General features: G+C 73.5%; 21 protein-coding genes and 1 pseudogene. 10 read left to right on the forward strand and 12 right to left on the reverse strand.

Features of this window, described 5'->3' with window-relative positions:
- Positions 1-143 precede the first annotated feature (143 nt).
- From ACIA5A_RS07025 to ACIA5A_RS07060, 8 genes are all read right to left on the reverse strand, one after another.
- On the reverse strand, positions 144-734 hold the full coding sequence (locus tag ACIA5A_RS07025; protein WP_396757302.1) for a PepSY domain-containing protein: 591 nt from the start codon (positions 732-734) through the stop codon (positions 144-146).
- A 23-nt stretch (positions 735-757) separates the two neighbouring features.
- Positions 758-2,920: a cytochrome c oxidase assembly protein gene (locus ACIA5A_RS07030; RefSeq protein ID WP_396757304.1), complete on the reverse strand. Its 2,163-nt coding sequence runs from the start codon at positions 2,918-2,920 to the stop codon at positions 758-760.
- Between the two features lie 53 nt (positions 2,921-2,973).
- The gene (locus ACIA5A_RS07035) at positions 2,974-3,534 is read right to left on the reverse strand and encodes a copper resistance protein CopC (RefSeq protein WP_396757307.1); all 561 of its coding nucleotides are present in this window, start codon (positions 3,532-3,534) and stop codon (positions 2,974-2,976) included.
- Between the two features lie 27 nt (positions 3,535-3,561).
- Complete coding sequence (locus ACIA5A_RS07040; RefSeq protein ID WP_396757310.1) at positions 3,562-4,791, reverse strand: Dyp-type peroxidase; 1,230 nt, start codon at positions 4,789-4,791, stop codon at positions 3,562-3,564.
- A complete protein-coding gene (locus ACIA5A_RS07045; RefSeq protein ID WP_396757313.1) occupies positions 4,788-5,372 on the reverse strand; it encodes a copper chaperone PCu(A)C in 585 nt (194 codons plus the stop codon). Before ACIA5A_RS07045 ends, ACIA5A_RS07040 begins: the two co-directional genes overlap by 4 nt.
- Positions 5,373-5,535: 163 nt before the next feature.
- Entirely contained in the window at positions 5,536-5,928 is a 393-nt protein-coding gene (locus tag ACIA5A_RS07050) for an SCO5389 family protein (protein WP_396757316.1), read from the reverse strand.
- 149 nt (positions 5,929-6,077) lie between these two features.
- Positions 6,078-11,540 carry a carboxyl transferase domain-containing protein gene (locus ACIA5A_RS07055; RefSeq protein ID WP_396757319.1) on the reverse strand — a complete coding sequence of 1,821 codons (5,463 nt, stop codon included), beginning with the start codon at positions 11,538-11,540 and terminating at the stop codon, positions 6,078-6,080.
- 222 nt (positions 11,541-11,762) lie between these two features.
- Positions 11,763-11,993, reverse strand: a complete 231-nt coding sequence (locus ACIA5A_RS07060) for a DUF2188 domain-containing protein (RefSeq protein WP_269691311.1) — start codon at positions 11,991-11,993, stop codon at positions 11,763-11,765.
- A 423-nt stretch (positions 11,994-12,416) separates the two neighbouring features.
- Here ACIA5A_RS07060 and ACIA5A_RS07065 point away from each other — a divergent pair, with 423 nt between their 5' ends.
- Together ACIA5A_RS07065 and ACIA5A_RS07070 are read left to right on the forward strand one after the other, a co-directional pair.
- Positions 12,417-13,469 (forward strand): S1 family peptidase, encoded by a 1,053-nt coding sequence (locus ACIA5A_RS07065; protein WP_396757322.1) that lies wholly within the window; start codon positions 12,417-12,419, stop codon positions 13,467-13,469.
- A gap of 148 nt (positions 13,470-13,617) precedes the next feature.
- Positions 13,618-14,277: a class I SAM-dependent methyltransferase gene (locus ACIA5A_RS07070; protein ID WP_396757325.1), complete on the forward strand. Its 660-nt coding sequence runs from the start codon at positions 13,618-13,620 to the stop codon at positions 14,275-14,277.
- Positions 14,278-14,285: 8 nt separating this feature from the next.
- On the opposite strand, the gene ACIA5A_RS07075 is transcribed toward ACIA5A_RS07070, so the two are convergent.
- Together ACIA5A_RS07075 and ACIA5A_RS07080 are read right to left on the reverse strand one after the other, a co-directional pair.
- Entirely contained in the window at positions 14,286-15,485 is a 1,200-nt protein-coding gene (locus ACIA5A_RS07075; RefSeq protein ID WP_396757328.1) for a sugar efflux transporter, read from the reverse strand.
- Positions 15,486-15,598: 113 nt separating this feature from the next.
- Positions 15,599-17,173 (reverse strand): glutamate synthase-related protein, encoded by a 1,575-nt coding sequence (locus ACIA5A_RS07080; protein ID WP_396757331.1) that lies wholly within the window; start codon positions 17,171-17,173, stop codon positions 15,599-15,601.
- Between the two features lie 200 nt (positions 17,174-17,373).
- On the opposite strand from ACIA5A_RS07080, the gene ACIA5A_RS07085 reads away from it, so the two are divergent.
- From ACIA5A_RS07085 to ACIA5A_RS07100, 4 genes and pseudogenes are all read left to right on the forward strand, one after another.
- On the forward strand, positions 17,374-17,823 hold the full coding sequence (locus ACIA5A_RS07085; protein WP_396757744.1) for an RNA polymerase sigma factor: 450 nt from the start codon (positions 17,374-17,376) through the stop codon (positions 17,821-17,823).
- Entirely contained in the window at positions 17,816-18,529 is a 714-nt protein-coding gene (locus ACIA5A_RS07090) for a hypothetical protein (protein ID WP_396757334.1), read from the forward strand. Before ACIA5A_RS07085 ends, ACIA5A_RS07090 begins: the two co-directional genes overlap by 8 nt.
- A gap of 94 nt (positions 18,530-18,623) precedes the next feature.
- A complete protein-coding gene (locus ACIA5A_RS07095; RefSeq protein ID WP_396757337.1) occupies positions 18,624-19,136 on the forward strand; it encodes a hypothetical protein in 513 nt (170 codons plus the stop codon).
- Positions 19,137-19,175: 39 nt separating this feature from the next.
- A pseudogene (locus ACIA5A_RS07100) lies at positions 19,176-19,737 on the forward strand (DUF5872 domain-containing protein).
- Between the two features lie 7 nt (positions 19,738-19,744).
- Here the strand turns inward: ACIA5A_RS07100 and ACIA5A_RS07105 are convergent.
- On the reverse strand, positions 19,745-20,938 hold the full coding sequence (locus ACIA5A_RS07105; RefSeq protein ID WP_396757340.1) for an endo-1,4-beta-xylanase: 1,194 nt from the start codon (positions 20,936-20,938) through the stop codon (positions 19,745-19,747).
- Positions 20,939-21,112: 174 nt separating this feature from the next.
- Here ACIA5A_RS07105 and ACIA5A_RS07110 point away from each other — a divergent pair, with 174 nt between their 5' ends.
- On the forward strand, positions 21,113-22,591 hold the full coding sequence (locus ACIA5A_RS07110; RefSeq protein WP_396757343.1) for an RICIN domain-containing protein: 1,479 nt from the start codon (positions 21,113-21,115) through the stop codon (positions 22,589-22,591).
- On the opposite strand, the gene ACIA5A_RS07115 is transcribed toward ACIA5A_RS07110, so the two are convergent.
- Positions 22,588-23,592 (reverse strand): LacI family DNA-binding transcriptional regulator, encoded by a 1,005-nt coding sequence (locus ACIA5A_RS07115; RefSeq protein ID WP_396757346.1) that lies wholly within the window; start codon positions 23,590-23,592, stop codon positions 22,588-22,590. The genes ACIA5A_RS07110 and ACIA5A_RS07115 overlap by 4 nt on opposite strands.
- 135 nt (positions 23,593-23,727) lie before the next feature.
- Between ACIA5A_RS07115 and ACIA5A_RS07120 the strand changes: the two genes are divergently transcribed.
- From ACIA5A_RS07120 to ACIA5A_RS07130, 3 genes are read left to right on the forward strand one after another with little or no spacing between them, the layout of a single operon-like run.
- On the forward strand, positions 23,728-25,041 hold the full coding sequence (locus tag ACIA5A_RS07120; RefSeq protein WP_396757349.1) for an ABC transporter substrate-binding protein: 1,314 nt from the start codon (positions 23,728-23,730) through the stop codon (positions 25,039-25,041).
- Positions 25,038-26,036 (forward strand): carbohydrate ABC transporter permease, encoded by a 999-nt coding sequence (locus ACIA5A_RS07125; RefSeq protein WP_396757352.1) that lies wholly within the window; start codon positions 25,038-25,040, stop codon positions 26,034-26,036. The genes ACIA5A_RS07120 and ACIA5A_RS07125 overlap by 4 nt, the downstream gene beginning before the upstream one ends.
- A gap of 2 nt (positions 26,037-26,038) precedes the next feature.
- Positions 26,039-26,899 carry a carbohydrate ABC transporter permease gene (locus ACIA5A_RS07130; protein WP_396757355.1) on the forward strand — a complete coding sequence of 287 codons (861 nt, stop codon included), beginning with the start codon at positions 26,039-26,041 and terminating at the stop codon, positions 26,897-26,899.
- Positions 26,900-26,938 lie beyond the last annotated feature (39 nt).

A 26,938-nucleotide genomic window follows, 5' to 3' on the forward strand; every position in this document is an offset into this window, starting at 1 on the left:
GGCGGGGCCTGGGGGGGGGGGGGGCGGGGGCGGCGGGCGGGGGGGGGGGGGGGCCCGGGGGGGGGGGGGGGCCCCCCCGGGGCCCCCCCCCCCCCCCCGGGGGGGGGGGGGGGGCCGGGGCGGGGCCCCCCCCCCCTGCCCGGTCAGCCGCCGGCCGGGGCGGATGCGACCGGGGTGGGCCCGCGCCGGCGCCGGTGCCGCAGCCCGACCAGGGCGTCGACCACCAGGAAGCCGAGCAGCGTGCCGCCGAACCAGGGCAGCGCCCAGCCGAACGCCACCACCACCGGCACCCCGACCAGCAGCGCCCACCAGCGCAGCCCGCGTGCCGCCCCACGGGCCGGCGGCGTGCCCAGCGGGGTTCGGCGGTCGGCGCGGGTGGGCCGGCGCTGCCACCACATGCGGTATCCCCAGACGACGACGCAGAGCAGGCCGAGCGCGAGCGCGGCGAGCAGGACCTGGTTGACCGGCCCGAAGAGCCGGCCCATGTGGGCCTGGATGCCGAGCTTGCTGAGTTTCGCCAGCACCGGCCAGTCGGCGAAGTCGCTACGCGCGGTCACCGTGCCGGCGGCCGGGTCGACGGCGACCCGGTCGTACCGGACCGGCCACCGGTCGTCGGCCTGCGCGACCGTCCACGCGGAGCCGTCCTCCGCCGGGGTGATCGTTACCGGTCCGGACAGGCCGGCGGCGCGGGCGCCGCCCAGCACCCGGTCGTAGGTCGCCGGGCCGGGCCGCACGGAAGTTCCCGTCGAAGTGCCGATCAGTTCCGGTCGCGCGAGGCGGCGGCCAGGAACGCGTTGTAGCGGGCCAGGTCGTCGTCCTCGCCGGTGGCCTCGGACCGGTCGGCGGCTCGGTCCAGACGGCGTTGCTCGCGCTGGTCGGCCCGGATCCACTGCCGGACCAGCAGGACCATCACGACGGCGGCGGGGATCTCGCCGAACGCCCAGGCGATGCCGGCGCCCAGCTTCTGGTCGTCGAGCAGCGACGACGCCCAGTCGGGATGGACGCCGAGATACCAGTCGGGGGCGATGACGGTGGTGGTCTGCATGAGCGCGAGGCCGAAGAAGCCGTGCGCCATCATCGCGGCCAGGTGGACGAGCACCAGGATCGGGTGGGGGAGCCGGGGCCGGCCGGGGTCGATGCCGATGAGCACCCAGAACAGCAGGTAGCCGGAGAGCACGAAGTGTCCCAGCATGGCCAGGTGCCCGAGGTGCGAGCGCATCAACGTGCCCAGCAGGTCGCTGAAGTAGAGGCCGAACAAACTGGCCGTGTAGATGCCGAGCGCCACCAGCGGGTGGGTGAGCAGCCGGGTGACGGGGCTGTGCAGGGCGCGCAGCAGCCACTCCCGGGGCCCGCGTACCTCCGGTTCGGTGGGGCGGCGCAGGGCCCGCAGCGCGAGCGTGACCGGCGCACCGCCGACCAGCAGGATCGGTACCAGCATGGACAGCACCATGTGCTGGGCCATGTGCGCGCTGAACAGCACGTAGGCGTAGCGGGCGAAGCCGAGGCCGGTGGCGGCGGCCAGCACCAGCAGACCGCCGATCCAGCTCGCGGTGCGGGCCACCGGCCAGCGGTGCCCACCCCGGCGCAGCCGGCGCACGCCAACCAGGTAGCCGCCGATGCCGACGACTGTCACGGCGAGGAAGAACAGGTCGGGCAGCGGCTGGCCGAGCAGGTGCGCGGCGGTGGGCGCGGCGGGCATCGGAAAACCGAGCACCTCGGTCACCGGGTCGGCGTCGGCCGGCTCGGCGACCGGCGTCGGGCTGCGCGACAGCGCCACCGCCAGGCCGATCGTGGCGGCGAAGACCACCACCTCCCCGGCGGCGAGCCGCGCGAACGCGCCGCGCCGCCCGGCCGCCAGGCCCGGCAGGGTACGGGTGCGGTGCGCGGCGCCGAGCGCGCCGAGCAGTACGAGCGCGGCCAGCTTGCCGAGCACCAGCACGCCGTACCCGGATCGCCAGAGCTGCTCGACGTCGCCGAGGCGAACCGCCGCGTTGGCCAGGCCGCTGACCGTGACCGTTCCGAAACAGGCCAGCGCGAGCCGGCTGTAGCGCGCGGCGGCCCCGGGCAGGTGCCGGCTGCGGCGGATGGTCAGCAGCGCGGCCAGACCGCCGGCCCAGAGCGCGGCGGCCAGCACGTGCAGGGCGAGGCTGGAGACGGCGATCTGGTGGTTGCCGGCCCCGGCCGCGTGGCCGGTCAACGCCGGCGGCAGCAGGCCAACGAGCGCCAGCCCGGCCGCGCCCGCCGCGGTGCCCCGGGACACGCCGACCCGGGCCGCCACCGCCACCACGGCAGCCAGCCCGGCCTGCGCCAGCAACGAGCGGCCCTGCGAGATGTCGACGCCGAAACTGACCACACTCGCCGCGCCGAGCCGGTCGAGTGGCGCGCCGAGCAGGTCGGAGACGGTGAGCGCCAGCAGCGCCAGGGACGCCACGGCCCAGCCGGCCGCGGCCAGGCCGGCACGACGCAGCACGAGCCAGCCGTGCGCGGAGACGCTCGTCCCGTCGCCCGGCAGCAGGAAGGCGGCGGTCACCGCGAACCCGACGGTGAGCGTGGCGAGAACGTCGGCGAGCAGCCGCACCGGTGGCAGCGCCCAGGTGGTGACCGGACCGGGATCGGGCAGGCCGGGGATGGCGGCGGCGAGCGCGCCGCCGGCCCGCAAGGCGAGCAGCAGTGCGGCCACCGCCGCGCCGACCGCCCCCAGCCCGACGAGCCAGCCGGCCGGTCCCGTCGCGCCCCCGGCGCCCGCCCCGGCCGCCGGCGACGGTCCGGTGGCGACCGACCCGCCCGTCCCCGGCACGCTCGCCCGCGCTCCGGCAGCGACCGGTCCGGCCGCGCCGGGCCGTTCCGCGGTGGACGGTTCGGACGGTTCCGGCTGCCGGTGGGCCGGGGACTGCGGCGACGGTGACGTGGGCTGGTGCACGGTGCGGAACCTGGTTTCGGATCGGGGCGCCGGGCCGGGCCCGGCCGCATGGGTCAGGAGGCGCGGCGGCGGAGCAGCCAGACGACCGCGCCCGCCACGGCCAGGGCGACGACCGCGCCGCCGGCCACCGGGGCCACCGGCGGTCCGTCGTCGGCGCCGGTGGCGGAGATCGGGGCTGAGGGCGCGTCGGCGCTGGTCACCGCCCCGGCCGACGCCGGCGGGGGCGATGCCGCGGGCGCGGCCGGGTCGGCCACGGTGAAGCGGTACGAGCCCTGCACCGGATGTCCGTCGGCGGATACCACCCGGTAGGCGACCGTGTAGGTGCCGTTGGTCAGCGGCTTGTCCACGGTCACGGTGCCGGTCGTGCCGTCCACGGCCGGCACGCCGGTCGGCACCCGCTGCCGGTCGGCGTCGCTGACCACGATGGTGGTGAACTCCGGGTTGAGCCGTTGCAGGAACCGCAGCGTCACGGAGGTCGGCGCCGCGGTGAGCCGGGCGTCCTGGGCCGGCGTCGCCGACCGCAACGCGTTGTGCGCCGCGGCGGGGGCGGCCGGGGCCAGCAGCAGCGCGGTGAGCGCCGCGGTGAGGATTCCGGCGGCGGCACGGGTACGCATCGGGCGAATGAACCTTTCTGGTGGTGGTCAGCCGAGGACCTGCTGGCCGATCCAGCCGCCGTCGGGGCAGCCGGGTGGTACGGCGAACACGGCGGAGCCGATCGGGGTGGTCCACTCGTTGAGCAGGTCCCGTTCGGCGAGCCGGCGCTGGATGGGCAGGTACTGGCGGGTGATGTCGGCCTGGTAGGCGGCGAAGACGAGTCCGCTGTCGGCGTGGCCCTCGGCGGTGGGCACGCCGTCGTAGTTGTAGGGCCGGCGGAGGATCTTCTGCCGGTCGTCGGTGACGTGGGCGCGGGTCAGGTGGGAGAAGTCGGGGATGACGGTGAGCCCGTCCGGCCCGAGCGCGGCGAAGTCCGGCTCGTCGTGCTCGGCGGTGCCGGTCAGCGGCGCGCCGGTGTCGAGGCGCCGCCCGACGGCGATTTCCCGGTCGGTGCGGCCGAGCAGGTCCCAGGTCTCCAGGTTCATGCTGATCCGGCGCACCACGAGGGTGGTGGAGTCGCGCAGCCAGTCCGGCCCCTCGGTCACCCACACGGCGGTGTCCAGCGGGGTGCCGGGTTTCGGGTTGGCGGTGCCGTCGAGTTGGCCGAACAGGTTGCGTTGGGTGCGTCCCGGTTCGGCGCCGGCGGCCCGGCGGAAGCCCTGCTGCACCCAGCGGACGGCGGCGAAGGGCCGGCTGTCCTTGACCAGGACGCGTTGGGCGTGGGCGACGGTGAGCGGGTCGTCGGCGCAGATCTGGAGCAGCAGGTCCCCACCGGACCAGCGCGGTTGCAGCCGGTCGACGCGGAACGCGGGCAGCTCGGCCACGGACGGCGGCCGGCGGTCGGCGCGCCCGGCGGCGGCGTAGAGACCGGGGCCGAAGCCGAACGTGACGGTGAGCCGGGCGGGCAGCAGGCCGAGTTCCGGCTCGGTGTCGGCCAGCGACGGCCGGCCCTGGGTGAGCCGGGCGGCGTCGTCGGAGAGCAGCCGCAGCATCCGCCCGATCGCGGCCCGGTCGACGCCGGGTCTCAGGGTGAGGGCGACGAACGCGGCGTGCGCCTGCGGTTCGGTGGTGACCCCGGACTGCCGGGCGCCGTGGAACGGCTCGACCGCGTCGCCGACCTGCGCGACCGGGACCGGCTCCGGGCGTACCCCGGGACGGGCGGGACGGGCGACGGCGGTCGCGCTGGCGCCGGCCAGCGCGCCGCCGACGGTGAGCGCGCCGCCGGTGAGCAGGCCACGCCTGCTCACCGCACGGCCCGTGGGAGAGCTGTCGGTCATGCCGTCGGGCTCATGCTCATCTCCGGCATCGGGGAGTCGCCGTGGCCGGGGGCGTAGGACTCCTGGGCGCCGGTGAACGGCTTCGCCACGGCGGTGAACGTCTGGGTGCGGCCGTCGGCGAAGGTGAGCGTGAAGCTCAACTCGTCGCCGGCCTTGACCGGCTTGGCGATGTTCATCAGCATCAGGTGGTCGCCGCCGGGCTCCAGCGTGGCGCGGGAGTGCGCCTTGACCACGATGCCGCCCTCCTTGGGCTGCATGACCATCTTCCCGTCTTTCATGGTCATCTCGTGCAGCTCCATCGGGGACACCTCGGTGGCCGCCTTGGTGATCGTCACGTCCGCGTCACCGTCGTTGACGAGCGTGCCGAACGCGGCGGTCATGCCCTTGTCGGCGGCCTTCACCCACGGGTCACGCACGCCCAGCACGCCGGCCGCCGCGCTCGCCGAGGCCGAGGCCGACGCCGTCGGCGCGGCGGTGGTCGAGCCGTCGGCGGAACCGCAGGCGGCGACGGACGCGGCCAGCAGGGCCGCGCCGATCAGGGCCGCCGGACGCCGGAACCGGCCGCTGGTGGTGCTGGGCATGACGTTGTCCCCTCGACGATCGGTGTTCGTACCGTTGGTCGGGACCGAGGGGCGGATAGTTCCGGCCGGTGCGATCGGTCACCCGCACGCGTCGGCTCCCTGCGTCTGGGTGCGTTTGTTGCCGCCTGGGCGACAACAAACGCACCCACCGCGGGCCCGGCGGTCAGCAGTTGCGCAACGTCGGGGACTGGTTGAGGAGCTGACCGCGGCTGGAGGTGAACCGGCGGTACGCCTCGGAGTCGGTGGCGGACGGCCGGAACGCGGCCACCCGGTGGCAGTTCTGGAACGCCAGCCGCACCCCGAAGTGGCGTTCCAGCCCGGCGCGGATCGCGTCGCTGGCCAGCGCGCGCAGCAGTTGGCCGCGCTCCGCGTCGCCGGGTGGCGGGACGACGTTGTCGGCGAAGTCGGCGTCGGTGACCGCCAGGTCGGCGGCGACCCGGCTGACGGTCTGGAAGGCGTACGGCAGGGAGTCGCGGACGCAGGCGACGAACGCCTCCTCCTCGATCTCCCCGGTCTCGGCGGCGCGCAGCAGGTCGGGTGGGACGGTGAGCGACATCTGTCTCCTCCAGTCTTCGGAAACGACAACCGTTTCCATTAATGTGACGAGGTGAGCAGACCACGGACCCGGGATCCGGTCAAGCACCGGCACACGCGAAGCGGCGGACGGCCCCCGAGGGGATCCGCCCGCCGCCTTGCCTCGACCGGTCAGTTCAGGTGCGCCTCGATCGCCTCGACGACGCGGGGACGCAGCTCGGCGGCGCGGATCACCGCGTCGACCGAGCCGACCTCGACCGCGCGCTGGATGCTGTGCACCCGGTCGAACTCGGTGGCCACCTCGCCGAGCTTCTCCGCCCGCACCGACGAGCGCAGCTCGTCCAGCTCCGCGGTGAGCGTCGCGCGGTCGGTGACGGGGGCCGCGGCGACCCGGCCCTCCAGCTCGCGTACCCGGGGATCGGCCGCGGTGCGCGCGGCGACCTCGCCGGCGAAGACCACGGCGGCGGCCGGCGCGCCGCCGAGCACCGAGGCGTACGAGCCCTCGATCGCCAGCACGGTCATGGCCGGGTTGAGCGCCTTGGAGAACACCACGAACGCGCCGCCGTGGTAGCGGGAGATCACGCAGAACACGATCGGGCCGCGGAAGTTGACGATCGCCCGGCCGATCTCGGCGCCGTACTCCAGTTGGAGCTTGCGCATCGACTCCGGCGAGCCGTCGAAGCCGGACAGGTTGGCCAGCACCACCAGCGGCCGGTTGCCGCTGGCGGCGTTGATCGCCCGCGCCGCCTTCTTCGACGAGCGGGGGAACAGCGTGCCGGCGGTGTAGGTGTCCGGGCCGTCGGTGGGCGGGAAGCCGTGCCGGGGCACCGACCGGGACTCGATGCCGAGCAGGCACACCGGGATGCCGCCGAGATGCACGTCCTGCACCACCGCGGTCTCCGCGTCGGCCATGCCGGCCCACCGCTCCAGCACCGGGTGGTCCTGGTCGGCGAGGGCGCGCATCACGGTACGGATGTCGAACGGCTTCTTCCGGTCCGGGTTCGCGGTGGCGGAGAAGATCTCGCCGACCGTGGTGAAGTCGCTGCCGGTCACCGTGTGCGGGAACGTGGTGACGTCCCGGTCCACCGGGTCGGTGGTGGCGGCCCGTCGCGGCGCGCCCTCGCCCGGCGCCACGTACGTGTGGTCGTAGTGCGCCATCAGCACGTCGCGCGCGGCCGGCAGGTCGGGGGCCCAGTACTGCGCCTGCCCGTTCGGGCCCATCACCCGGTCGTAGCCGCCGATGCCGAAGTTGTCCTCGGCGGACACGCCGCCGGAGAAGTCCAGCGACTGCTTGCCGGTGAGCACCATCGCCGAGTCGGGCGTCATGACCAGCACGCCCTTGGTGTGCATGAGCATCGTGGCCTCGGCGTTCCAGTAGGGCTGGGCGCCGACGGTGATGCCCGCCACCACGATGTTGATCTCACCGCCGGCCTGGGTGAACTCGACGATCCGCTTGAGCGCGGCGGCGACCCAGTCCATGTTCTCGGTGCCCGAGGTCATCGAGATGCGGGCGCCGGCGGAGAGCGCGTACCACTCCAACGGCACGCCCATCCGCTCGGCCAGGTCGAGCGCGGCGATCACCCGCCGGCACTCCGGCTCGGAGAGCGCGCCGAGCGACTTGGTCGGGTCGCCGAGCAGCACCACCCGGGTGACGCCCTGCGGGTGCCGCGGCGTCGGCGTGGTCACCACGCCGGCCACGATCGCCGCGCCGTTGCGGCCCTTCGGGCGGTCCACCGGCACCAGCCGGTGCTCGGCGTCCAGGTCGTGCTCGGTGAAGTCGCCGAGCAGTCCGGTCAGCTCGTAGGGGTAGACCGTGTTGCGGCTGGCCGCCCGCAGCACCTTGAGCCGGTAGTCGTCAAGCGGCTCGACCGGCTCGCTCGGCGGCTCGCCGACGGTGAGCCGGCCGTGCCCGGTGACGTCGAAGGCGATCCGCACGCCCACCTTGACCAGCTCGCCGGTGCGGCGGTCGCGCTGCCGCCCGATGAACAGGATCTCCTCCAGGTCGGCGCCGACGGTCGTCGGGCGCACCCGGGCGGCGATCAGCTCCATCTCCTCGCGGGTCAGCTCGCTCGGCGGCCAGACGTAGATCACGATCCGGTTGGTCGGGAACCGCACCTTCGACGGCCGCCGGGACTGGGCGCGGCGGATCGAGTCGATGCAGGCCGTGACCGTGTCCTCGGTGGTCGGCAGCGCGACCAGCCGGCCGTCCTGCTCCCGCAGCTCGGTCAGGTCACGGACCTGCGCGAACGCCACCAACCGCTGGTCCGACGGGTTCTCCCGGGCGGCCGCCTGGAAGAGGTAGACCTCCTCGTCCAGCGACGGCAGCCGGGTCAGGTCGAACCCGTGCAGCCGTTCCAGTTGCATCCGCTGCGCGATGTACGGGTGCAGGCCGCGGATCAGCCGCTCCTCGGCCATCGCGGCGCCGTCCGGGCGGAACGTGAAGTGGTGGTGCATCACCGCGCCGCCGCGCCCGGCGACAGTGGTGGTGAGCCGGCGGACCTGCTCCGGCAGCGGGTGCGCGTTGACCACGTCGAGCAGCGCGGCGACGGTGGCGTCCTGGTCCTCCGGCTGGCTCTCCCAGGCCAGGTAGATGTCGGCGTCCACCGCCTGCTCGTCCCGGGCCACCTCGGCCAGGCCGCGCAGCGCGTCGCCGAGCGCGTCGAACCGGACCGCGGCGGAGACCACGCTGGAGGAGGCCCGACCGGCCACCACGAACACGCAGCCGCCCGCGGCGCGGGTCCGCACGCCGGTGAGCGCCTTGTTGCCGTAGTAACGCCGGGTCAGCACCTCCAGCATGGTGGCGTTGTCCAGGTTGTCCCGGACCAGCCGCTGGCCGAGCAGCCGGACCAGCGGCTCGGTGCTGCGGACCATCTCGGCGACCCGCTCCGCGCGGTCCGGCGCGTCCGGCTGGGCGTCGAGGTGCCGCAGGTGCGCGCGGACCCGCGCGTACACCCGGGCCCGGTTGCGGCGCAGCAGCGGCTGGGCGAACCAGGCGAACACCACGCCCCGGGCCAGGTCCGCGACGACCGGGAAGCGGACCTGGGTGGCCGAGATCAGGCGCTCCAGCGCGAGACCGGCCGGCTCGCGCAGCGCCTCGTCCGGCGGCGGCTCCCGCAGCCACGAGCGCAGCAGCGCGGCGATCGCGGTGGCGTCGGTGGCGGCCCGCTGCTGGGCCAGGAAGATCCGGAAGACCGCGGCCTCGAGCGCGGGGGAGCGGTCCAGCTCGGTGACGCCGTAGTGGCCGAGCGCCTTCGCCAGGCGGGCCCGGAACGGCTCCGGCGACCCGGCCCGCTCCACGTCGAGGCTCTGCAGGTAGGTGTGGAAGTGCTCGCGGGCGCTGTGCAGGTGCCCGCCCGCGCCGTCCTCCCCGCTGGGTCGGTTGCGGCTCAGCTCGGCCAGGTCGGCGAAGACGTCGACCAGCTCCAGCTCCTCGGCCAGCGGCCGGTGCCCGGCGGCGGTGGCGGCCCGGCGCGCGTCGAGGTAGTCGTCGAGCACCCGGCGCTCGTCGTGCGGGTCGACGTCGAAGCCGAGCAGCAGGCCGCGTAGGTCCTCCAGGCCGCGCTCGGCCCGGCTGCGCGCCGGCGCGTCCCCGGGCGCGACGGGCAGGTCCAGTTCGACGGCCGGCTCGTCCGGCGCGGCGGCGGCCTCGTCCTCGGCGTCGGCGAGCGGCTCCAGGCGCAGCAGCGGCGCGCCGGCCTCCACCTGGGTGCCCACCGCGACGGCGGACTCCTTCAGGCGGGCCCGGAACGGCGCCCGCAGCATCGTCTCCATCTTCATGGCCTCCAGCACCAGCACCGGCGCGCCGGCCTCGACCTCCGCGCCGATCTCCACCGGGGTGGCGACGACGAGCGCCGGCATCGGGGAGCGCACCACGCCGCCCTCGTCCCGGCTGATCCGGTGCGTGACGCCGTCCACCTCGACCAGGTGGACCGGCCCGTGGGTGCCGGTGAGCAGCCGGTAGCGGACGCCGTTGACGACGATCTGCCCGGTGTGCCTGTCGAAACGGTCCAGCTCGACGTCCGCGGTCCGGGCGTCGGCGCCGGCCTCGACGCCGACCCGGAACCGGTGCGCGCCGACCCGGGCCACCCGCATCCGGTAGCTCACGCCGCGCAGCTTCAGGTCCAGCGGCCGGCCGCTGCGGTGCTGCACCTGCGGACGGCCACCGGCCGCGGTGGACAGCAGCCGCTGCCGCTCGGCGGTCTCGTCCTCCTCGTACGCCTCGATCGCGGCGGCGGCCAGCGCCACCGCGGAGTGTCGGTGCGCGACCAGCCGGCCCTCGCCACGGACCCGGTCGATCCAGCCGGTGTCCGCGCTGGCGTCGATCACCTCGGGCTGGTCGAGCAGGTCGAGCACGAAGCTCTTGTTGGTGGCGCCGCCCTCGATCACCACAGTGGTGTTCGCCATCGCCCGGCGCAGCCGGCCCAGCGCCTCGTCGCGGTCCCGCCCGTACGCGATGATCTTGGCGATCATCGAGTCGAAGTCCGCCGGGATGGTGTCGCCCTCGCTGACCCCGGTGTCGACCCGGATGCCCGGGCCGGCGGGCAGGTCCAGCCGGGTGATCCGGCCGGGGGAGGGCGCGAAGTCCCGGTCCGGGTCCTCGGCGTTCAGTCGCGCCTCGATGGCGTGCCCGCGCTCGGCCGGCGGCTCACCGGTCAGCCGCCCGCCGCCGGCGACGTGCAACTGTGCCTTGACCAGGTCGAACCCGGTGGTCGACTCGGTGATCGGGTGCTCCACCTGGAGCCGGGTGTTGACCTCCAGGAAGGCGAACAGCCGGTCGCCGGGATGGTAGAGGAACTCCACAGTGGCCGCGCCCCGGTAGCCGACCCGGACGGCCAGTCGCTCCGCCGACGACTTCAGCTCGGCGGCCTGCTCCGGGCCCAGCACCGGCGACGCCGACTCCTCGATCACCTTCTGGTTGCGCCGCTGCACCGAGCAGTCCCGGACGCCGAGCGCCCACGCGGTGCCCTGCCCGTCCGCGATCACCTGCACCTCGACGTGCCGGGCGCCGGTGACCAGGCGCTCCAGGAACACCACGCCGCTGCCGAACGCCCGCGCGGCCTCCTGGCTGGTGCGCTCGTACGCGTCGGTCAGCTCGGCGTCGCTGCGGACCACCCGGATGCCGCGGCCGCCGCCGCCCGCGGTCGCCTTCAGCATCAGCGGGTAGCCGATGTCGGCAGCCGCGGCCACCGCCGCCTCCAGGCTCTCCACCGCGCCGCGGCTCCACGGCGCGACCGGCACGCCGACCTCCTCGGCGATCAGCTTCGCGCCGATCTTGTCGCCGAGCTGGCGCATGGCGTCCGGGCTCGGCCCGACGAACGTGACGCCGATCTTCTCGCACAGCTCGGCGAAGGCCGGGTCCTCGGCCACGAAGCCCCAGCCCACCCAGGCGGCGTCCGCGCGGGTCTCCACCAGCGCGCGCTCCAGCACCTTCAGGTCGAGGTACGGGCGGGCGGAGGCGGGCCCCAGGTCGTAGGCGACGTCCGCCTCGCGGACGAAGGTGGCGGTGCGGTCGACGTCGGTGTACAGCGCGACGGTCTCGATCCGGCTGCCGGTCTCCGCGGCCAGTTCCCGGACCGCGTGGATGAGCCGCATGGCGGCCTCACCACGGTTGACGATGGCGACACGGGTGAACACGTGACCGTCCCCTTCGGTAGACCCACGGTGTAGCGCCGGTCGGCGGCGGTGCCCCCGGCTTGCCTCACCCTGCCGTCTGTCAGCGGGCGGCGCCATGTCGTAATCGCCGAACCCTGAGCGGCAGCCGTTGTAGGAACCACACAAAACTTTTTAGCGAAAACGCGGACGGCGCCGGGCCCCCGAGCGGGGTCCGGCGCCGTCCGGCGCTCGCTGAGCTGCGGTTCAGCCCGGGATCTCGCGGGGGTCACGGCTGCGGGGGTACGTGTTCTTCTCGCCGATCGTGCCGTCCTGCTTCTTGATCACGTGCTCGGTGCCGCGCTCGGCCGCCATGTCCCGGCCGGCCGCCTCCGCCTCCGCCTTGGTGTCGTGGCGGCTGCTCGCGCGCTCGTTGCCCTCGGGCCGGTTCTTCCACTGCCCGTCCTGCTGATAGGTGTCGATGTCACCCTTGGCCATGCCGCCAGCTCCCCTCGGATCCGTGGTCGATGACAAATGTCTGCCCCTGGGAGCCGCGGGTTAATCCTGTCGACGCGTCCCGGTCCGACACGGGCCGGTGGGCGCGTGCCGATTCTTCGATATCTCGTCGGGTCCCGCCATCTGGTCGGGGGGGTCGGTGAGGGGTCGGGTAGGGGTGACCCCGATCGTGTTACTGACCAGTAGGGACGTGCGTGAATGCCGTCAAACGGCCGAGTCGCCGCCGATCGGGCCTAGGGGATCCAACTACTGAGATCGGGCCCTCCGGTCGCAACCGGGACTCTTGCCATCGATGACAAACGTGTGACAACTTCGGCGAAGCCCGATCGGCCGAGCCTCACCGGCCGAAACGGCTGCCCGGGGCTGCCGAAAGGCCGCCCGTGCTCAGCTCCAGGAGGTATCCACATGCGACTCTCCGGGTCAACGCGGCGTTCCGCCACCGCCCTCACGGTGGCCGGCGCGCTCGTCGTCGGTTCACTGGCCGGCGCGCCGGCTCACGCCGCACCCGAGACGTCCGCCACCCCCGAGAAGGCCACCGCGCTCGCCGCCGCACTCGGCGACCGCTCGGCCGGCACGTACGCCGCCGCCGGCGGCGCCATGGTCGTCACGGTGACCGACGCCGCCGCCGCGCAGCAGGTCCGCGCGGCCGGCGCCACCCCCAAGCTCGTCACCCGCGGCGCGGACGACCTGGCCCGCGCCACCTCGGCGCTGGAGAAGTCCGCCCGCGTCCCCGGCACCGCGTGGTGGACCGACCCGGCGACCAACCAGGTCGTCGTCTCCGTCGACAGCACCGTCACCGGCGCGAAGCTGACCCGGGTCGAGACCGTCGCTAAGCAGCTCGGCGGCACCGTCCGGATCGAGCGCGAGGCCGGCACGCTCGGCACCCGCATCGCCGGCGGCGAGGCCATCTACGCCCAGGGCGGCGGACGCTGCTCGCTCGGCTTCAACGTGCGCAGCGGCAGCACCACCTACTTCCTCACCGCCGGGCACTGCACCGCCATCGCCGCCACCTGGTACGCCGACTCGGGGCAGAGCAGCCAGCTCGGCACCGGCGGCACCGGCAGCTTCCCCGGCAACGACTACGGCATCGTGCAGCACACCGACGGCGCCGCGGCCGAGGGCAGCGTCTCGCTCTACAACGGCGGCACGCAGGCCATCACCGGGGCGGCCGACGCGTACGTCGGGCAGTCGGTCCAGCGCTCCGGCAGCACCACCGGCCTGCACGGCGGCACGGTCGAGGCGCTCGACGCCACGGTGAACTACGCCGAGGGCAGCGTCTCCGGGCTGATCCGCACCAACGTGTGCGCCGAGCCGGGCGACAGCGGCGGCTCGCTGTTCAGCGGCAGCAGCGCGATCGGCCTGACCTCGGGCGGCAACGGTGACTGCTCCTCCGGCGGGACGACCTACTTCCAGCCGGTCACCGAGGCGCTCAGCGTCTACGGCGTGAGCATCCTCTGACCGGTCTCGCTCACCGAGAAGGAGGCCGCCGGGCGACCGGTGGCCTCCTTCTTTGCCGCTCCGGCAAGTTTCCTTGCCGGCTGCCTCGTCGCGTGGGCACCATGACGGTGCCGGGCCACCGACGCGCCCGGCGGCGAAGGAGGCAGGCATGACCGGGCACCACCACCAGCACCAGCAGAACCCGCCGGCGGACACCGACCCGGCCGAGTTCTGGGACGAGCGCTACGGGCAGTCCGACCGGATCTGGAGCGGCCGGGTCAACCCGGTGCTCGCCGAGGTGGCCGGCGCGCTGCCGCCCGGCGCCGCGCTGGACCTCGGCTGCGGCGAGGGCGGCGACGCGATCTGGCTGGCCCGGCAGGGCTGGCGGGTAACCGCAGTGGACGTCTCCGCCGTCGCGCTGGAGCGGCTCGCGGCCGAGGCCGCGCGGGCCGGCGTGGCCGACCGGATCACCGCCGTCCGCCGCGACGTGCTGGCCGAGGGCTTCCCGGCCGGCCGCTTCGACCTGGTGTCCGCGCAGTTCTTCCAGTCCCCGCTGGTCCTGCCCCGGGAGAAGGTGCTGCCCCCGGCGGCCGAGGCGGTCGCGCCCGGCGGCCGGCTGCTCGTCGTCGAGCACGGCGCGCCGCCGCCGTGGTCCGGGCTCGACGCCGACGACCCGCGCTTCGCCAGCCCGGAGGAGATCATGGCCGCGATCGCCCTCGACCCGGACGGCTGGGAGACCGAGCGGCAGGGCGAGTCCCGCCGCATCGCCACCCACGACGGCCACACCGGGGAACTGGTCGACCACGTCGTCCTGGTCCGCCGTCGCTGAACGGCCCGTCAGGCGGGCCCGGTCGGCCGGGGCCGGGTCAGCAGCAGGACCAGCAGGCCGGCCGCGCACAACGCCGCGCTCATGCCGTACGCCCAGCGGAAGCCGACCTGCGTGGCGAGCCCGAGCAGCGGGCCGGCGAGCATGGCGCCGATCGGGAACGTATTGGTGAACAGCGTGGTGGCCCGGCCGGGCTGGCCCGGCAGCAGGTCCTGCACGTAGGCGATGGCGATGCCGGAGACCGCGGCGATGAACAGCGCGTTGACCGGCTGCGCGAGCAACAGCACCCCGACGCCCGACGCCCCGGCGGCGGCCAGGTAGTAGACGACGCCGCAGCCGGCGCCGAACAGGATCAGCGCGCGCAGCCGGAACCGCGCGGTGAGCACGCCCAGCCCCAGCATCAGCGGGATCTCCAACGCCGCGCAGAGGCCCAGCACCAGGCCGGCGTCCGCCGGGTCACCGCCCAGGTCCCGGCCGATGAACAGCGGCAGCGCCTGCACGCCGAGCGTCATCGGGCACAACAGCATGGTGAACGCGACAACGGTCAGCGCCAGCCGCCACCGCGACGCGCCCGGCGGGTGCGCGCCAGGCTCGTCGGGGGCCGGCCGCGGCGGCAGCGGCAGCTCCTTCAGCCGGAGGACGACCACCAGCGCGGCCAGCGCGTACATCGCGGCGGCGGTGGCGAAGAGCAGCCGGAAGCCGCCGGCCGAGAGCAGCACCGCGGCCAGTGGCGGCCCGGCGACCCAGGCCAGCGAGAAGACGGTACGCATCGCGCTGACGCCCAGCGCGGCCCGACCGGGATCGTCCCGGTCGAGGAGCTGGCGGGCGTAGGCGAAGGACTGCGGGAACGCCACGTTGGCCAGCGCCATGGCGGTGACGGTCAGCGCCAGCAGGATCCAGTAGTCGCGCACGAATGCGATCAGGCCGGTGCCGACCACGCCGGCCAGCGCCGCCCCGACGAGCAGCCCGCGGCGGATCGGCCACCTGTCGGACAGGCGGCCGACGAGCGAGGCGACCACCACCCCGGCCAGCGGGGCGACGACCAGGAACACGGTGACCCGCACCGGATCGGCCCGGACCTCGCTGTCGAGGAACAGCGACAGGAACGGCATCACCACGGCCACGGACAGGCCGACGGTCAGGAACAGCAGGGCCAGCGGCAGCAGCCGGAAGGGGCCGGCGCGCACCGCCGGCCGGGTGTCCACAACCATGCGGCGCACGCTACGCGCTACCCCCGACCGCCCCGAAGCGGTTTACCGGCCCGGCTGTTAACCGGGGGCCCCGCCTATACCGGAGGCGTTAAGAAGGGGACCCTCCTTATCTCTCAGCCGACGGCGGTGGCCGACGGCGGCGCGCTTCCGCCGCGCGGGGCCTCCGGCGTCATCAGCCGGACGATCTCCGCCCGGTCGGCGGCGGACGGCAGGCCCCACTCCGGCCGGTAGCCGTACACCTGGTCCAGCGGGGTGGCGCTGGTCCGGCCGTCGACGATCTCGACGGAGTCGGTGCCGATCAGGCCGGGATGCTCGACGCCGCACGCCTCGGCGACCTTGACCAGGTCGCGGCGGAGCGTCCGGAGGTAGTTGGCCGCGCGCACCGACTTGCGGGCCGGCTCCAGGCCGCGGGCCAGCCACGCGTTCTGGGTGGCGACGCCGGTCGGGCAGGTGTCGGTGTGGCACTTCTGCGCCTGGATGCAGCCGATCGCCAGCATCGCCTCCCGGCCCACGTTCACCATGTCGGCGCCGAGCGCGAACGCGACCACCGCGTTGTCCGGCAGGCCGAGCTTGCCGGCGCCCACGAACACCACCTGCTCGTGCAGGTCGCGTTCGGCGAACGTCCGGTAGACCCGGGAGAAGCCCTGCTGGAACGGCAGCGACACCGAGTCGCTGAAGATCAGCGGAGCGGCGCCGGTGCCACCCTCGCCGCCGTCGACGGTCACGAAGTCCACGCCCCGGCCGGTGTTACGCATCAGCGTGGTCAGCTCCTCCCAGAAGCCCAGGTCGCCGACCGCGGACTTGATGCCGACCGGCAGGCCGGTCTCGGCGGCGAGCAGCTCCACCCAGTCCAGCAGGCTGTCGCAGTCGGAGAACTCGGCGTGCCGCGACGGGCTGACGCAGTCCTGCCCCGTCGGGATGCCCCGGGTGGCGGCGATCTCAGCGGACACCTTCGCCGCCGGCAGCAGGCCGCCCAGGCTCGGCTTGGCGCCCTGACTGAGCTTGATCTCCAACGCCCGCACCGGCGCGCCGGCCACCAGGTCCTTGAGCCGGTTCAGGCTGAACCGGCCCCGCTCGTCGCGACAGCCGAAATAGGCGGTGCCGAGCTGGAACACCAGCTCGCCGCCGTGCCGGTGGTACGGCGACAGCCCGCCCTCGCCGGTGTTGTGCAGGCAGCCGGCGAGCGCGGCGCCCCGGTTCAGCGCCTCGATCGCGTTGCCGGAGAGCGAGCCGAAGCTCATCCCGGAGATGTTGACCACCGACTCGGGCCGGAACGCCCGCGCCCGACCGCGTGCCGCCCCCAGCACCTTGGCGCAGGGCAGCGCCACGTCGTGCCCGGCGGCCGGGGCGGACGGCGGCACCGCCCGGCCGAACGTGCGGTGCTTGATGATCGGGTAGCCGCGGGTGTGCTCGATGTCGTTGTCGGTGCCGAACCCGAAGTAGTTGTTCTCCTGCTTCGCCGAGGCGTAGACCCAGCGGCGCTGGTCGCGGGTGAACGGGCGCTCCTCGTCGTTGCCGGCCACGACGTACTGGCGCAGCTCCGGGCCGATCGCCTCGATCAGGTAACGGGCGCGGCCCAGGACGGGGAAGTTGCGGCGCAACGCGTGGTCGCGTTGCAGCAGGTCCCGGGCCGCGAGGGCGGCGACGGCGGCGGCGGCGGCGGGTACGGCTCTTCTGGCCCAGCTCATCCCGCCACTCTTTCCGCCGGGGGCGACGGTCAAACTCCGGTGGAACCCGGACGGCGCGGGCGGCGTCATGGAAGTGGACCGAGCCGGAGGTCGCCCTGGACGACGACGAGATCGTCACCCGCGTACGCGCCGGTGACCGGGAGGCGTACGACCTCCTGGTCACCCGGCACACCGCGTCCGCGTACCGGACGGCGGTGCTGATGGGGGCCGGGCCGGACGCGGAGGACGTCATCCAGGAGGCGTTCGTGAAGGCCTACCGGAAGCTGTCCCGCTACCGGGGCGACGCGTCGTTCCGCTCCTGGCTGCTCGCGATCGTGGCCAACGAGAGCCGCAACCTGCACCGCTCGCGCGGGCGGCGGGACGGGCTGGTGCTGCGGGCCGCGGCGGCGGACCCGGCGACCGAGGTCACCGAGGCGGACGGGCTCGGCGCGGTCCTCGCCGCCGAACGCCGGGCCGCGCTGGTGGCGGCGCTGCGCCGGCTGCCCGTCCGGGACCGCGAGGTGCTCACCTGCCGATACCTGCTCGACCTCACCGAGGAGGAGACCGTGACCGTGCTGGGGCTGCCCCGGGGCACGGTGAAGTCGCGAGCCCACCGCGCGCTGGCGAAGCTGCGCGGCCTGCTCGACCGCGAGGTGGCGCACCGTGGATGAGCTGGAGCGGGAGCTGCGGGACCTCGGCGCCTGGCTGGAGCCGGCCGCGTCACCGGAGGTGGTCGACCGGGTCCGCGCCCGCCTCGCCGCGCCGCCGCGCCGGCGGTGGCGGTACTGGATGGCCGCGACGCTGGCCGCGACGCTGGTGGCGGTGCTGCCACCGGGCCGGGCCGCCGTCGCCGGGGCGGTGACCGGGCTGCTGCGGTTCGCCGGCGTCGTGGTCGACACGTCGGCCACCCCGGCGCCACCCACCGGCACGCCGTCGCCGCTGCCCGGGCAGCGTCCGGTCGCCCTGGTCGAGGCGCAGCGCCAGGTCCGCTTCCCGATCCGGGTGCCGACCCGGCTCGGCCCGCCGGAGCGGGTGCTGGTCGCCGACCCGGACGGCGCGGGCGCGTACCGGGTGGCCAGCCTGTTCTGGCGGGCCGGGGCGCTGCGTCTGGACGCGTTCGACGGCACGCTCGACATCGCGTTCCACAAGCAGGCCGCCGGCGCGGACGTGACGTTCACCCAGGTGCACGGCGACTTCGCGATCTGGGTCGGCGGCCCGCACGCGCTCGCCTACGTCGACCGCGGCGGCACGGTGCGGGTGGCCACCGCCCGACCGGCCGCGGCCACGCTGATCTGGCAGGACGCCGGGGTCAGCTACCGCCTGGAGGGCGACCTCACGCAGGGCGAGGCGCTCGACGTCGCCGGCTCGCTGGACTGAGTGCGGGAACCTCCCGGGCCCGGCCGGTGTCCTGCTGGTGAGTCTCGTCGACGATCGGGGGTGCCGGATGTCGCGTCCGGGCAGGATCATTGTGGTGCCGGTGCTGCTGCTGGCCGGCTGCACGAGCGCGGGGCCGCCGGCCCCGCCGTCGCCGGCCGCGGCGGGCACGGCCGCGTCGGCCGGGCCGATCACCGCCGCGCCCGCCGGGTCGGTGGGCTGCCACTCCCCGGTGGCGACCGGTCGGCTGCCGGACTGGGCGGACGCCGGCTTCAGCGGCGACACCCGGATGCCGCACGTGCTCGGCGCCCGGGGCGAGATCGTCGCGATCCTGTTCGGGCACCCGCTGACCGTCGGGCGCGGCGAGGGGCCGACCAACAAGATCCTGTGGGTGGGCCGCCCGATGTCCTCCTCGCCCGACCCGGCGGCGTCCACCACGCTGGTGATCACCGCGACGCGCGACGGCGCCGGCACCCCGGTCGTCCGGGAGGTCGCCGGCGGTCCCGGACCGTCCATCGTCGACCTGCCCGCCGCCGGATGCTGGCACCTGCGGCTGGCCTGGTCCGGTCGGGTCGACACGATGGACCTCACCTACCGGGCCGCCGGCTGAGCGGGGCATGGGCCCGCCCGGTCCGGGTAACGCCGGGTCATGGCCAAGTACACGAAGCCGGAACTCCGGGAACAGCTCAAGGAGGAGATCAAGAAATCCGACAAGGGGGGGCCGGCCGGGGCAGTGGTCGGCCCGCAAGTCGCAACTGCTGACCAACGAGTACAAGAAGCGCGGCGGGGGCTTCGAAGGCCCGAAGGACGCGCGGCAGCGCTCGTTGCAGCGCTGGGGCGGTGAGCGGTGGCAGACCCGGTCCGGTGACACCCGCGCGCGGCACGACGGCGAAACCCGTCGGTACCTGCAGAAACAGGCATGGGAGGAGCTGTCGGAGAAGGAACGGCGGGCGACCGACACCCGCAAGCGGCGCGCGTCACGCTCCGGCCGGCAGTACGTCCCGAACACCGGCCCGGCGAAGCGGGCACGCCGGGACGCGACCGCCGCCGAGCAGGTGAACGAGTTGCCGGTGGCCGAGGCCGTCAAGCTCGTGGGCGATCTCGACGAGCGCCAGCTCGACGCGGCGCTGCGCCGCGAACGCCGCGGCAAGGCCCGCAGCACGCTGATCCGGCGGCTGGAGTCGGCGCTCCGTCGCCGCCGGACCGCGTGAGCGGCGCCTACCGGCGCGGTTGCTGCGGCACCCGGGGCAGCACGAACGGCGGCCCGGAGTAGATCAGGTCGGCCTTCAGCTCCTGGTAGGCCCGCTTCGGCCGGTAGTTCTCGTCGTAGACGGTGGCCAGGCCCTCCGGCGGGTCCGAGAACGCGCCCGGCACCCAGGAGTGCTTGTCGGTGAAGCCCCAGAGCGTGAACGACAGGCAGTGCCGCTCGGCCAGGCAGGCCCGCAGCAGCGTGCTGAAGTTGGCCGCGGACGCCTGCAACCGCGGGTTGATCTCGGCGGAGTCGCCCGCCTGCACGCCCGCGGTCATCTGGCTGCGCACGTCCACCTCGGTGAACGCCGTCGCCAGCCCCAGCCCGGCGAACTTCCGCAGCGCGGCGACGACCTGGAGGGTGTCGTAGTTGCCGTACTGGGTGCCCAGGTGCCCCTGGCTGCCGACGCCGTCGATCGGCACGCCCCGGGCGCGCAGGTCGCGGGCCATCTCGTAGACGAACTGCGTCTTGTCGTCGGCCGGGTTGCCGGAGCCGAACGCCTCGATGTTGTAGTCGTTGTAGAACAGCAGCGCCTTCGGGTCGGCGGCGCGGGCCCAGCGGAACGCGTCGGCGATGTAGCCGGGGCCGAGGTGCTGCGCCCAGAAGCCCTTGTAGTGCAGCGTGGACGGGGTGTCCCAGGGATCGCTGACCGCCTCGTTCACCACGTCCCACTGCCAGATCCGGCCCTTGAAGTGGCGGACCACGGCGGTGATGTGGTCGCGCAGGATCTGCCGCAGCTCGGCGGTGTCGATCGAGCCGTCCGCGACCCCCTCGGTGAGCCAGGTCGGCAGTTGGTTGTGCCAGACCAGGACGTGGCCGCGGACCCGCTGGTGGTGCTGACGGGCGAAGGCGACCAGTTCGTCGGCCGGCCCCCAGTTGTAGGTGCCCCGGGTCGGCTCCAGGCTCTCCCACTTCATGACGTTCTCGGCGGTGACGGTGGAGAACTCGGAGCCGGCCAGCTCGCGGTAGCGCGGCTCGGCGGCGTTGTCGAGGGCGGCCATGTCGACCGCGGTGCCCACGTACAGGCCGTGGCGCGCGGCCAGGTCGCGCAGGCTCTGCGTGGTCGGGTCGTAGGGCCGCCCGGCGGTGGCGGGCACGACGTTGAGGGTGGCGGCGGTCGCGACGGCGACGAGGCCGGCGGCGATCCAGCGGCTCGGTTTCATGGTGGTCCTTCCGGCGAGCACGAAGTCCGAAACTTCCGGGAACATTTCCGAAACTCGGCCGGAACGTTACGGCGGTCGATGCGGGCTCGTCAATTGCCTGCGGCCTCGGTCGATGCCTTGACGTGCGGCAGTGTTAGCGTGAACATAGACATGCATCGCTAAAAGGGGGATCGGATGAGGCGTGGTCGATCGGTGCGTCGGGCGCTGGCCGGGCTGGTGGCGGCCGTGACCGCGACGATCGGCGTCGTCGTCGCGGCGTCGCCGGCCACCGCCGGCACCAGCGGGTTCCGGGGCATGAACTGGGCCGTGCTGGGCGACAACTTCAGCACCGGCCCGCTCGTGGTGCAGGGCCTGAACGCGTCCGACAGCAATGCGACGGTGCGGGCCAAGGCCAACGCCCTCTACGACGAGATGGCGGCCCGGATGGGGGTCAACACCGTCCGGCTGCCGATCAACACGCACACCGTGGGCACGGCGTGGTGGGCGGCCTACCGGGGCGCGATCGACGCCGCCACCGCCCGCGGTTTCAAGGTCATACTCGCCTACTGGGAGGACGGCGCCGCCTCCGGCGGCCGGATCACGAACCTCGCCGCGTGGAACGCGATGTGGTCCACGGTGACGGCCGCGTACGGCGCGAACCCCGACGTCTACTTCGAGCCGATGAACGAGCCGCACGGCTACACCTCGGCGCAGTGGCGCGACGTCGCGGCCGAATGGCTGCGGTACCACTACTCGGCGGTGCCCGCCCGGGTGCTCATCGGCGGCACCGGCTTCAGCCAGGACCTGCGCGACGTCTGCGCCGACCCGCGCTTCGCCGCCACGCTGTTCTCCTTCCACCACTACGCGTTCTTCTACGAGCCGATGAGCTACGACGCCTTCCGCAGCCACGTCCAGACCCGCCTCGGCGCCTGCGCCTCCCGCACCGTGGTCACCGAGTTCGGCGCGCCGATGAACGACGGCCGCGACTACGCCGACGCGAACAGCGCCGACAACTTCGTCCGGCACATCCGGGCCGTGGCCCAGGTGATGCGCGACAACGGGATGGGCGGCACCTACTGGCCCGCCCTCGGCGGCAAGTCCGGCACCATCGGGTACGACTGGTACTCGATGTTCGCCCTCGGTGGCAGCGGCACCGACCTGCGCCTGACCGTCCGCAACGCCTCCGGCGCGGACCGGATCCGCTACGGCTGGGGCGACACCGTCGGCGGCCCGACGACGCCTCCGCCGACGGGGGAGACGTTCTACCGGCTGCTCGTGCGGCACAGCGGCAAGGCGATGGACGTGCAGTCGCCGAACACCGAGAACGGCGCGCGCGTCGGCCAGTACACCTACGCCGGCAACCCGTGGCAGCAGTGGCGCTTCGCCGACGCCGGCGGCGGCTGGTGGCGCCTCGTCAGCCGGCACAGCGGCAGGTGCCTGGACGTGGCGGGGGCGTCCACCGCCGACGGCGCCGAGCTGATCCAGTACACCTGCGGCGGCGGCGCGAACCAGCAGTTCCAGATGGTCGCCGACGGTGACTGGTTCCAGCTCCGGGCCCGCCACAGCGGCAAGTGCGTGGACGTGCCGGCCCTGTCGACCGCGGACGGCGTGGTCCTCAAGCAGTATCCGTGCAACACCGGCGCGAACCAGCGGTGGTCGCGCGCGACGGTCTAGCCGAGCGGCCGGCAGGAGGCGCGAACCACCAGCTCGGTGGGAAGCCGGATGTGTGCGTCGCGCTCCACGCCGGCGATCAGGTCGATCAGCAGCCGCAGCGACTCGGCCCCCATCCGTTGCAGCGGTTGCCGGATCGTGGTCAGCGGCGGGTCGACGAGCGCCGACTCCGGGACGTTGTCGAAGCCGATCACCGACAGCTCGTCCGGCACCGCGATGTCCATGCTCCGGGCCACGTCGATCGTGGAGATCGCGGACAGGTCGTTGCCGGCGAAGATGGCGGTCGGCCGGTCGGGGAGCGCGAGCAGTTCCGCCGCGGTGCCGGCGGCGCCCTCGATCCGGAAGCCGCCGACCCGGACGAGCCGCTCGTCCACCGCCACGCCCGCGTCGGCCATGGCCTGCCGGAAGCCAGCCTCGCGCAGGCGCGCCGACTCCAGGTCGGGGCGACCGCTGATGTGCCCGATCCGACGGTGGCCGAGGGAGAGCAGGTAGTTGGTCGCGAGCACCGCGCCGGCGAAGTTGTCCGAGTCGACGGTGGGCAGGCCGGACGGTCCGGTGTGCGGGTCGACGGCCACCACGTGGAAGCCGTGCTTGGTCTCCACCACGGTCGGCGTCACGATCACCGCGCCGTCGATGAGCGTCCCGGAGAGGCGGGCCAGGGACCGTCGCTCCCAGCCGATGGCGGCGCCCTCGCCGTCGCCGCTGGAGTAGGCGAGCAGTTGGTAGCCGCTGCCGGCGACCTCGCGGGAGGCCCCCTTGAGCAGCTCGGTGGAGAACGGCTCGAACTCGGCGACCAGGATCCCCAGCACGTTCGTGCGGTGGCTGCGCAGGCTCTGCGCCCCCAGGTCGGCCTCGTAGCCGAGGTCGTGGATGACCTGCTGCACGCGCTCGACGGTGGCCTGGGCGACGCCGTACCGGCCATTGACAACCTTTGATACGGTCGCCACCGAGACGCCGGCGGTGCGGGCCACGTCGGACATCTTGACGCGCTGCGGGAAGGTCACGCGGACGATGATAGAGGGCTTGCGGGACCGCGTCGCGACGGTTTCGAAAACGTTATCGATACCGATTGACATCGAGTTACGTGGCTGTAACACTCCCCGACAGGTAACCCGACTGAGCGGTCGAGGAGACATCTAATGGCGATGAAGCGCCGCGCCGGTGCCGCCCTGGCACTGTTGATGACAAGCGCCCTCGTCGCCGCCGGATGTAGCGGCGGTGGCGACGACGAAGCAGCAGACACGGGAAGCGAGCTGTACAAGAACCCGGTGACGTTGACCTGGTGGCACAACGCCTCCCAGGACGGTCCCGGCAAGACGTACTGGGAGAAGGTCGCCAAGGACTTCTCCACCGCCCACCCGACCGTCAAGATCGAGATCGAGGCGATCGAGACCAACCAGCTCCAGCGCACCCGGCTCCCCGCCGCGCTGCTGAGCAACGACCCGCCGGACGTCTTCCAGGCGTGGGGCGGCGGCGAGATGCGCGAGCAGGTCGAGGCCGACTACCTCAAGGACATCACCGACCAGGTCAAGGGCGAGGTCGCCGACATCGGCAGCGCCGCGGAGATCTGGCAGGTCGAGGGCAAGCAGTACGGCCTGCCGTACCGGATGGGCATCGAGGGCGTCTGGTACAACAAGGACATGTTCGCCAAGGCGGGCATCTCCGCGCCGCCGACCACGTTCGACGAACTCAACGCGGCGGTCACCAAGCTCAAGGCGATAAACGTCGTTCCGATCGCCCTCGGCGCGGGGGACAAGTGGCCGGCCGCCCACTGGTGGTACAACTTCGCGCTGCGGGCCTGCTCGGTCGACACGCTGAAGAAGGCGGCCACCGACCGCACCTTCGACGACCCGTGCTTCGTGAAGGCCGGCCAGGACCTCAAGACGTTCATCGACACCAAGCCGTTCCAGAACAACTTCATCGCCACCCCGGGCCAGAACGACCCGACCAGCGCGAACGGCCTGCTGGCCAACGGCAGGGCCGCGATGGAGCTGATGGGCGACTGGAACCGGGGCACGCTGGACACGGTCGCCACCGACAAGGCGAAGCTGGCCAAGTTCCTCGGCTGGTTCCCGGTGCCGGCGATCTCCGGCTCGGCGGGTGACCCGAAGGCGGCCCTCGGCGGCGGCGACGGGTTCGCCTGCGCCAAGAAGGCCCCGGCGGAGTGCGTCGAGTTCCTCAAATACCTGGTGAGCCCCGAGGTGCAGAAGGGCTACGCGGCCACCGGCACCGGCCTCCCCGTCGCCAAGGGCGCCGCGGACGGCGTGACCGACCCGGCGCTGAAGTCGATCCTGACCGCCACCTCCGAGGCCACCTACGTGCAGCTCTGGCTGGACACCGCCTACGGCAGCACGGTCGGCAACGCGATGAACGACGCCATCGTCGCCATCTTCGCCGGCAACGGCTCGCCGGAGAAGGTCGTCGCGGCCATGAAGGCGGCCGCGAGCAAGTGACCTCCACCGACCAGACCCGGTTCCCCGCCGGCGGCGTCTCCGCGCCGCCGGCGGGCCTCCGGCCCGCCGCCCGCCCGTCCGCCCGTCGGGCGCAGACCCGTCGCAAGTGGTACGAGATCGTCGGGCTCACCACGCCGGCGCTCGTCGTCTACGTGACGTTCGTGCTGGTGCCGATGGGCTTCGCGTTCTACTACAGCCTGTTCCGGTGGCGCGGGGTGGGCCCGCCCACCGAGTACGTCGGCTTCAAGAACTACACCCTGGCCTTCCAGGACCCGATCTTCCTCGACGCGCTGCGCAACAACGCCATCGTCGTGTTCGGTTCACTGCTGATCCAGGGACCGATCGCGCTGGGCGTCGCGCTGCTGCTCAACCGCCGCTTCCGCGGTCGGTCCACGTTCCGGCTGCTGGCCTTCGTGCCGTACGTGCTCGCCGAGGTCACCGTCGGCATCATGTGGAAGCTGATCCTGACCGGCGACGGCACCGTCGACGTGCTCCTGCGCGCCGTCGGGCTGGGCGGCCTGGTGCAGGCGTGGCTCGCCGACCTCGACGTGGTCATCTGGACGCTGCTGTTCGTCCTCACCTGGAAGTACGTCGGCTTCGCCATCATCCTGCTGCTCGCCGGCCTGTCCAACGTGCCGGAGGAGCTGACCGAGGCCGCCGCCATCGACGGCGCGAGCTGGTGGCAGATCCAGCGCCACATCACCCTGCCGCTGCTCGGCCCGACGATCCGGATCTGGATGTTCCTCTCCATGATCGGCTCGCTGCAGGTCTTCGACGTGGTCTGGGTGACCTCGGTGCCCGCGGTGCGGTCGCTGGGCGCGTCGGCCACCATGGCGACGTACATGGTGGACAACGGGTTCTTCGCCCGGCTCTGGGGCTACGGCAACGCGGTTGCCGTGATCCTGTTCGTCATCTCCTTCGTCGCGGCGCTGCTGTTCCAGCGTTTCCTGCTCCGCCGGGACATCGAGGGCGCCATCACGAGAAGGGCGAACTGACCGTGACCGCGAACCCCGTCCTCACCCGGCCCGCGAGCCGCCGCCCGCTCTCCTGGGGCACGCCGCTGACCTACGCGCTCGCGCTCGCCGTCGCGGCCGTGTCGATCGCGCCGATCGTGTACGTGATCATCGGCGGCTTCCGCACCACCCCGCAGATCGTCGCGGACCCGGCCGGGCTGCCGGACCCGTGGGTCTGGGACAACTACGCCCGGGTGCTGACCCAGAGCGACTTCTGGCGGCAGGCGTTCAACAGCGCGGTGGTCGCGCTCGGCACCACGCTCGGCGTGGTGGTGCTCGGTCTCTGCGCCGCGTTCGTGATCGCCCGCTACACCTTCCGCGGCCGGGAGGCGCTCAACACCTTCTTCACGCTCGGCCTGCTCTTCCCGGCCGGCGCGGCCATCCTGCCGCTCTACCTGATGCTGCGGGACCTGAACCTGATCAACTCCTACTACGCGGTGATCCTGCCGCAGGTCGCCTTCTCGCTGCCGATCACGATCGTGATCCTGCGGCCGTTCCTGTCCGCCATCCCCCGGGAGTTGGAGGACGCCGCCGCGATCGACGGCGCGGACCGGCTCGGCTTCCTGTGGCGCATCGTGCTGCCGCTGTCGCGACCCGCGCTCGTCACCGTCGGGATCCTCGCGTTCGTGGCGAGCTGGAACGCGTTCCTGCTGCCGCTGCTGGTCCTCGGCGACGTCAACCTGCACACCCTGCCGCTGGGCGTGCAGAACTTCTCCAGCCAGTACACCACCGACACCGCGGGCGTTCTCGCCTTCACCTCGCTGGCGATGCTGCCGGCGTTGCTCTTCTTCACGCTCGCCGAGAAGCAGATCGTCGGCGGCCTGCAAGGCGCCGTCAAGGGCTGAGCGGCAGCGGCGCGAGCACAACCAAGGGAAAGGCACACC

This window comes from Micromonospora sp. NPDC051300 (genome assembly GCF_044455315.1).
GTDB classification, from domain to species: domain Bacteria; phylum Actinomycetota; class Actinomycetes; order Mycobacteriales; family Micromonosporaceae; genus Micromonospora; species Micromonospora robiginosa.